This window comes from Mycobacterium sp. (genome assembly GCF_035314905.1).
Lineage (GTDB): Bacteria > Actinomycetota > Actinomycetes > Mycobacteriales > Mycobacteriaceae > Mycobacterium.
Map to the genome: position 1 here is coordinate 1 of NZ_DATFYW010000031.1, position 7,793 is coordinate 7,793.

The window sequence follows — 7,793 nt, forward strand, 5'->3', positions numbered from 1 at the left end:
GCCCGCAGTTCTTCCGCATCGCCAATGACTTGCCCCAGGTGGCTGGTGCGGGCGAACGTCGAGCGGCTGACTGGTGCGACCGGCGTTCAAAACGAGATTCATGTCGAGGCGGTAGGGGTTTCACGAAGCCGCGCATATCAATTCGACTTAGCGCGTGGGCTTGCCAAGCGCGCGAGCCCGCCTGCAAGTGCCGGTGGTTGCCGGAGGCCCACGCGCGACGACCGGATTGGGAGCCGCACAAGCGGCGCGGCAAGCTCTCGCGGCGGACGACACCGTACATCACAACCACGGATCCTCGGACTGTCCGAAAGCAGCTGACGGGACATCGTCGACGAGGCGACGCGATCTGCGCCGCTACCTTCCGGTTTTGAACTGAGAAATTCGGTTCTGAATATCTTCTGCAAGGTCACGCACATCTGCAGTTATGTAAAAGTGATCACCAGCTAAAACGCGAATCGCGAATTCCGATGTCGTAAATCCCGCCCATGCCAGCACACTTTCGTAACTGACCGCAGTATCGCCTGCAGCGGCGTATGCATAGATTGGACATGAGACCGTTGTTCCGGGTGGACAGCTGTAATCCGTGATGGCTCCGTAGTTCCGCAATGTTCGCAGGACCTGTGCGCCAAATTGGCCACCGATGAATTCAGAGCTCGTACCGGTCAACTCGGTGATCATCTTCAAGAGGTCATCATCGGTTTCCTGAAGGTATTCATACCCGGCATGTCCCGGCGCTGGGGACGCCGATACGAAGAGAGCCGCGATCGGCGCGCCGACCGCTTCAAACCTGCGGGCCACCTCGAATGCGACCAGCCCGCCCATGCTGTGGCCGAAGAAAGCGACGCGTGAATCGGGCTTGATTGCCGGCGACAACATCTTATAGATCTCGTCCGCAAGTGCTGGAATGCTCGTTACATCCGGTACATCATGTCGATCGGAACGGCCGGGATACTGGACCGCGATGCGTTTTAGATCGATCGAAAACGCCCGGGAAAACGGAACATAGGACCCTGCGGATCCGCCGGCGTGCGGGAATATGTACAGCGTTCGGACCGCGGAGGTCCGCTCGGCCGAACCTTGCGGCATGCCCGCAGTCATGTCAATCCTGCTCCCCCGCTACGCGGACATAAGCCCCGCCGGTCTCACCAGTACACTTCGATCATCGCCGATCCGGGCGACGCGTGCATCGCAAACCGCAAACGTTAGAACGACTTGCTATGCGTACGCCTCCACCGGTGGGCACGAACACACCAGGTTGCGGTCTCCGTAGGCGCCGTCGATGCGGCGGACCGGCGGCCACACCTTGGGCCTGACGCCCCTGCCGAGCGGATATCCCGCCTGCTCGCGGGTATAGGGATGCTCCCATTTCTCGACAAGCAAACTTGCGGCGGTGTGAGGTGCGCCGCGCAACGGATTGTCCTCGACCGGCCACTGCCCGGATCCGACCTGGTCGATCTCGCCCCGGATCGCGATCATCGCATCGCAGAATGCGTCCAACTCGCCCAGGCTCTCGCTCTCGGTCGGTTCGACCATCAACGTTCCGGCAACAGGGAAGCTCATCGTCGGAGCGTGGAACCCATAGTCCGCCAGCCGTTTCGCGACATCGTCGACGGTCACGCCCGTGGCCTTGGTGATGCCTCGCAGGTCGAGGATGCATTCGTGAGCCACCATGCCGTTCTCGCCGGTGTACAGCACGGGGTAGTACTCGTCGAGGCGCCGAGCGATGTAATTGGCCGACACGATCGCGGTGAGCGATGCGGCCCGCAAACCGGCTGCACCCATCATCCGGATATAGGCCCAGGTAATCGGCAGGATCGACGCTGAGCCGTACGGCGCCGACGACACCGGCGGTGCGTCGCTCAACTCGTCGGCCAACGGGTGCCCGGGCAGGTATGGCCGCAGATGTTCGCGCACCGCCACGGGCCCGACTCCCGGGCCGCCGCCGCCGTGGGGGATGCAGAACGTCTTGTGCAGGTTCAGGTGGCTGACGTCGCCGCCGAAGCGGCCCGGCCGCGCGAGGCCGACGAGCGCGTTGAGATTGGCGCCGTCGACGTAAACCTGCCCGCCGGCGTCGTGCACCGCGGCGCAGATGTCGGCGACGTCGTGCTCGTAGACACCGTGCGTCGACGGGTAGGTGATCATCAGCGCCGCGAGTCGGTCGGCGTGTTCGGCCACCTTCGCGCGCAGGTCGTCGAGGTCGACATCCCCGTTGGCGCGGCACGCCACCACGACGACGCGCATGCCGGCCAGCGCCGCCGACGCGGCGTTGGTCCCATGCGCACTCGACGGGATCAGGCACACGTCGCGGCCGGGCTCGCCGCGTCCGGCATGGTATGCGCGGATCGCCAGCAGTCCGGCGTACTCCCCCTGCGAGCCCGCATTTGGCTGGAGCGACACCGCGTCATACCCGGTCATCTGCGTCAGCCATGCCTCCAGATCGCCGATCAGCCGCCGCAGTCCGGGTGTGTCCGCTGGCGGCGCGAACGGGTGCTGACGGGCGAACTCCGGCCAGGTGATGGGCTCCATTTCGGCGGCCGCGTTGAGCTTCATCGTGCATGAGCCCAGCGGAATCATGCTGCGGTCCAACGCGATATCTTTGTCGGCCAGCGTCCGCAGGTAGCGCATCATCTCGGTTTCCGTGCGGTAGCGCGTGAACGCGGGATGGGTTAGGAACTCCGCGGTCCGCGTCTCGATGTCGAGTGCGCCGAAGTCGCCGACGGGCGCCGCGCCGAACGCCTCCAGGACCCTTGCCACGTGCTCGTCGGTGGTGACCTCGTCGCAGGACACCGACGCGTGGTCGGCGTCGACGAGCCAGATGTTGATGCCGCGCTCTTTGGCGGCCGCGACAACGTCGGCGGCCTGTCCGGGTACCCGCGCCAGCACGGTGTCGAAGAACGCACGATGCACCACCTCCACGCCCGCCGTGGAGAGGCCGGTGGCCAGCGACCGCGCGTGACCGTGCACGCGCCGCGCGATCGACGTCAAACCCTCGGCCCCGTGATAGCTCGCATACATCGCGGCCAGCACCGCCAGCAACACCTGCGCGGTGCAGATGTTGCTGGTCGCCTTGTCCCGGCGGATGTGCTGCTCGCGCGTCTGCAGCGACAGCCGGTAGGCCGGCGATCCGTCGGCGTCCAGCGATACGCCGACCAGCCGGCCCGGCAGCTGGCGGGCATGCTTGCTGTGCACCGCCAGGTAGCCGGCGTGCGGGCCGCCGAATCCCATTGGTACGCCGAAACGCTGGGCACTGCCGAACGCGACGTCCGCGCCCACCTCGCCCGGCGGGGTGATCAGTGTCAACGCCAGGAGGTCGGCGCCGATCGCCACCAGCGCGCCGCGCTCATGGGCGGCGGCCACCAGGTCGGCCCAGTCGAAGACTTCGCCGCTGCCGCCGGGCAGCTGGGCGACCACGCCGAAGAAGTCGCCCGCGGGGAGACCCTGGCGCAGATCGGCGCTGACGATCTCGATGCCCAGCGGTTCGGCCCGGGTGCCCAGGACGGCCGCGGTCTGGCGGTACAGATCGGCGTCGACCGCGAGCCGGTTCGACGAACCCCGTGTGGCCCGGTGCATCAGCGTCATCGCCTCGGCCGCCGCGGTGCCCTCGTCGAGCATCGACGCGTTCGCGATCTCCAGGCCGGTCAGGTCGGCGACCATCGTCTGGAAGTTCAGCAGCGCCTCGAGGCGGCCCTGGCTGATCTCCGGCTGATACGGGGTGTAGGCGGTGTACCACGCCGGGTTCTCGATCAGGTTGCGGCGCAGCACCGGCGGCGTCAGCGTGTCGAAGTAGCCCTGCCCGATCATCGACACCGCGACCGTGTTTCTGTCGGCCAGCTCGCGCAGCTCGGCCAACGCCGCCTCCTCGGTGGCGGCGGGCGGAAGCGCGTCGAGGCCGGGCGCGACGCCGCCATGCACATGGTCCAGGATGTTGGCGGGGACCGCCTCGGCGGCCAGCTCGTCCAGGGAGGCGACACCGATCACCGACAGCATGGCGGCGATGTCGTCGGTGTCAGGTCCGATGTGGCGGTCTGCGAATGTTGAGCGGTTGGGCACTCGTACGACTCCTGGGCAGAAGGAACTTCGTCCCCTCCCTCTGTCGTCCACCCGAGCACCGGGCGCCTGAGAGATTCGGGGCGCCACCCACGCCGGTGCCGCACCTTTCCCCATGGGCGGGCGAGCAGAACTCGCCGCTTTCCAGAGGCATCGTGTCCGTGCGCGGTCCGGGTGCCTGAGAGGTTGACGGAGAGGTGTTGCTCCTTCGGCGTCCGTGACTGGCTGTCACGGAACTCTCCCGCTCACGGGCGATGCGGGCTTGAGTCTACCCGCTTCGGCTGTGCCGCAGCCGGTCAGCCGATCTTGCGATCGCGGTGCTTGCGCCGGGTGGCCAGTTCGTCCTCCGGCGCCGCGATCGATTCGCCGCCGTCGGCGCGTTCGCCGGGGAAATCGGCGATTGCGCCGGTCAGCTCGCGCATCGCGCCGCTCACCGCGATGCCGAACACACCCTGCCCGCCCTGCAGCAGGTCGACGACCTCCTCGGCCGACGTGCACTCGTACACGGTCGTGCCGTCGGAGAACAACGTGATATGGGCGAGGTCCTCGACGCCACGCTGGCGCAGGTGATCGACCGCCACCCGGATGTTCTGCAACGAGATCCCGGTGTCGAGCAACCGCTTGACGATCTTGAGGACGAGGATGTCCTTGAACGAATACAGCCGCTGGCTGCCGGATCCGGCAGCGCTGCGAATGGAGGGCACCACCAGCGACGTGCGCGCCCAGTAGTCCAGCTGCCGGTATGTGATTCCGGCGATCTGGCAGGCGCTCGGTCCCCGATAGCCGACAAGCTCGTCGGGGATCGTGTCGTCGGGGAACAGTCCAGGTTGCACCGGCTGGCTCGGCTCATGACGTGGCTGATCGCCCACTGCGCTACCTCCCGCCTGTCGCGTGGCTGCCGACGAGCCCTGAATCGCGTAACGGCCCGAGTTTGTCGAGCATACGCTTCCACGGGCGCTGATTGGCCTGCCGTTGCGACCAAAATTATGGCCGTTGCGGGCTGCGGTCATCGCGACCCGCACCCGCGTGTCGGTTCAGTCCGACAAGTTGAGATCCATCCGTGATGTTGCTCTATGTCGCCTTGAAGTCATCGGGCGACACGCTGTCGAGGAACTCCTTGAACTTCTCGACCTCGTCCTCCCGCACCGCGCCGGAGGCCTCGTCGTCGTTCTCGTCGGGGATCAGCAGCCCGGCCTCGGCCAGCACTGCTTCCTCGACATAGATCGGCACCCCGACCCGAAGCGCGATCGCCACCGAATCCGACGGCCGCGCCGACACCTTGATGTCGCGGTCGAAGATCAGGTCGGCATAGAAAGTGCCTTCCTGCAGGTCGACGATCCTCACCTCTTTCAGCGAATGGCCAAGCGCAGCAATGACATCTCGGATCAGGTCGTGCGTCAGGGGCCTGGCGGGCTCGACACCCTGCTGCTCGAGCGCAATCGCCGCCGCCTCTGCCTGCCCGATCCAGATCGGCAGATAGCGGTCGCCGTTGGCCTCGCGCAGCAACAACACCGGTTGGTTCTGGGGTTGCTCTACGCGAATGCCGACGACGCGAACCTCAGCCATTTGTGCCTGCCCTCCGCACGAACGTGCGCCCCGTCCCTTTCGGGGACCTGACGTGACGATGCCGTCGTGAAGAAAGTCTAGTCCTCAGCGGTGTAGAACGTCGCGTACGGCGGACTTCACCAACGCCGTGTGCAACGCGATCGCCAGCGCGGCGACCTCGCGGGCCAGGTCATCGGCGCGGTCGCGCGCGCCGGTCTTGCCCGCCTTGACCACCGGCCCCGCGATCTGGGCGATGAGGTCCGATTGCCGGTCGGCGGCCGACCGAAATGCCCGCAGGTGACGCGCCTCGACCCCGTATTCAGCCAGCGCGTTGGCGCACTTCAGGATCACCACGGCGTGCTCGTCGAAGAACCCGGCCGGCCCGGCGGTGATCACGCCGGCCTTCATCAGCGTGTTCAGCAGCTCATCCTCGACGCCCGACTGCTCCAGCAAATCCTCGCGGCTCAGCCTGACCTTGGTGGGCGCTACCGCGGCGGGATCAGCGTGGTCGTTGACCCGGTGGTGATCGCCGGCGACGCTGACCAGTCGCGGCGCGGCGAATGCGAACTTGGCCGCCTGCGGCAGCTCGCCATCGGGCTGCGCGTCGAGTTCGGCCTTGATGACCTTCAGCGGCAGGTAGCGGTCTCGCTGAGCGGTCAAGATGAACCGCAGGCGGGCGCAGTCGTACGCGGTGAACCGGCGATAGCCCGAGGCACTGCGCCGCGGCGTCACCAGGCCTTCGGCCTCGAGGAAGCGGATCTTCGAGATCGTGACGTCGGGAAATTCCCGTCGAAGCAGGTCGAGTACCGCTCCGATCGACATCCCGGCCAGCGCGGGCGTATCGGGCGCAGTCATCTGCTCTTCGCGCGAGGGCTCATCGCGGCCATGCGGCTACCCCGGCCCGGACTCGCCGTCGTCGCCGCGCGGGCCGGTCAGAAACACCAAACGGAACTTGCCGATCTGTACCTCGTCACCGTTGGCCAGCACCGCCGAATCCACGGGTTCCCGGTTCACATAGGTGCCGTTGAGGCTTCCGACGTCAACCACCTGGAATTCGCCGTTCTCGAGCCGGAACTCGGCGTGCCGGCGGCTGACGGTGACGTCGTCGAGAAAGATGTCGCTGTCCGGGTGGCGGCCGGCGGACGTGACGGGCTGGTCGAGCAGGAATCGCGAACCCGCGTTGGGCCCCCGCTTGACGACGAGCAACGCCGAACCCTGCGGCAGTCCTTCGACCCCGGACACCGCGCTCTCCGCGCCCGCCGAGGCCGGCGCATCCAGCTCGTTGAGGAAGTCCGCGCGGAAAACGGAGGTTGTTTCCACGGTGACTTCGTCAGACGTCTGGTCGTTGTCCTTGTCGGTCACCCGCTGCTCCTCCTGGCTGCTCTGGCGGTTGTCACACCCGGCTGTCAGGCCGGCCCGCACTTGCTCCTATGACCGTACCGCTAGTCCTGCTTATTGTGACTGCCCTAGTTCGTATCAGGGGCCGCGTCAGCGTGCGGCCAATTCGGTCGCAGGAACCCTAACAATCGCTCACTCGGTGATCGTGTTGCGGTAGCCGTCCGCGTCCAGCAGCGCGGCGACGCCCTCCTCCAACGCGGCGGCTTCGGCCTGAAGATCCACCAGCCAGCCGCCGTCGTACGGCTCGGAATTGACCAGTTGCGGGTTGCCCTCCAGATCGCCGTTGACCGCAACCACTTTCGCGGTAACCGGGGCATAAAGGTCCGACACCGACTTGGTGGACTCCACCTCACCGAACGACTCACCGGCGCTGACCTGGGCACCCACGTCGGGCAGCTGAACGAAAACCACGTCACCAAGCGACAACTGGGCGAAGTCGGTGATGCCTACCCGCACGGTGTCCGGACCCGTGCGGCGCACCCACTCGTGCTCGGAGGTGTAGTGCAGGTCGGCTGGGATTTCGTTCACGGGCTTACCTATCTGTCGGTACGGATCGGCTGATCGAATTTGCTTAGGCGCTCACTTGACAGGCTGAGCGTATTGGCGTGGTTTCGGCTGCCGCAAGGCCGTGATGTCGACCTGGTCGGACTGCGCGATGTTCATCGTGCCGCCCACCCGCCCCACGCTGTCGACCGCCCCGCCGGGAATGTTCATCGCGGCGGCCAGCGTCGGCGGATCGCCAATGGCCACAACGGTATACGGCGGGCTGAGGGTCTTGCCGTCGATCGAAAGCGCGCCAGGGT

Annotated in this window: 8 protein-coding genes and 2 riboswitches; all 8 genes read right to left on the minus strand. The window is 66.4% G+C overall.

The window, feature by feature from the left end; translation table 11 throughout:
• Window positions 1–354 precede the first annotated feature (354 nt).
• Window positions 355–1,098 carry a thioesterase II family protein gene (locus VKG81_RS02310; RefSeq protein WP_324389309.1) on the minus strand — a complete coding sequence of 248 codons (744 nt, stop codon included), beginning with the start codon at window positions 1,096–1,098 and terminating at the stop codon, window positions 355–357.
• Window positions 1,099–1,215: 117 nt separating this feature from the next.
• On the minus strand, window positions 1,216–4,050 hold the full coding sequence (gcvP, locus tag VKG81_RS02315; protein ID WP_324389311.1) for an aminomethyl-transferring glycine dehydrogenase: 2,835 nt from the start codon (window positions 4,048–4,050) through the stop codon (window positions 1,216–1,218).
• Between the two features lie 30 nt (window positions 4,051–4,080).
• A riboswitch (glycine riboswitch) is annotated at window positions 4,081–4,201 on the minus strand.
• Window positions 4,202–4,203: 2 nt separating this feature from the next.
• Window positions 4,204–4,301: riboswitch (glycine riboswitch) on the minus strand.
• Window positions 4,302–4,343: 42 nt separating this feature from the next.
• Window positions 4,344–4,916 carry a MerR family transcriptional regulator gene (locus tag VKG81_RS02320; RefSeq protein ID WP_324389313.1) on the minus strand — a complete coding sequence of 191 codons (573 nt, stop codon included), beginning with the start codon at window positions 4,914–4,916 and terminating at the stop codon, window positions 4,344–4,346.
• A 202-nt stretch (window positions 4,917–5,118) separates the two neighbouring features.
• Complete coding sequence (locus VKG81_RS02325; RefSeq protein ID WP_324389315.1) at window positions 5,119–5,613, minus strand: bifunctional nuclease family protein; 495 nt, start codon at window positions 5,611–5,613, stop codon at window positions 5,119–5,121.
• An 84-nt stretch (window positions 5,614–5,697) separates the two neighbouring features.
• Window positions 5,698–6,447, minus strand: a complete 750-nt coding sequence (locus tag VKG81_RS02330) for a MerR family transcriptional regulator (protein WP_324389317.1) — start codon at window positions 6,445–6,447, stop codon at window positions 5,698–5,700.
• A gap of 36 nt (window positions 6,448–6,483) precedes the next feature.
• Window positions 6,484–6,954, minus strand: coding sequence for a glycogen accumulation regulator GarA (garA, locus tag VKG81_RS02335; protein ID WP_324389319.1), 471 nt, complete (start codon window positions 6,952–6,954; stop codon window positions 6,484–6,486).
• Between the two features lie 168 nt (window positions 6,955–7,122).
• Entirely contained in the window at window positions 7,123–7,518 is a 396-nt protein-coding gene (gene gcvH / locus VKG81_RS02340) for a glycine cleavage system protein GcvH (RefSeq protein ID WP_324389321.1), read from the minus strand.
• A 51-nt stretch (window positions 7,519–7,569) separates the two neighbouring features.
• Window positions 7,570–7,793 (minus strand): DUF881 domain-containing protein (locus tag VKG81_RS02345; protein ID WP_324389323.1); only part of this gene is annotated, 224 nt, incomplete at its 5' end.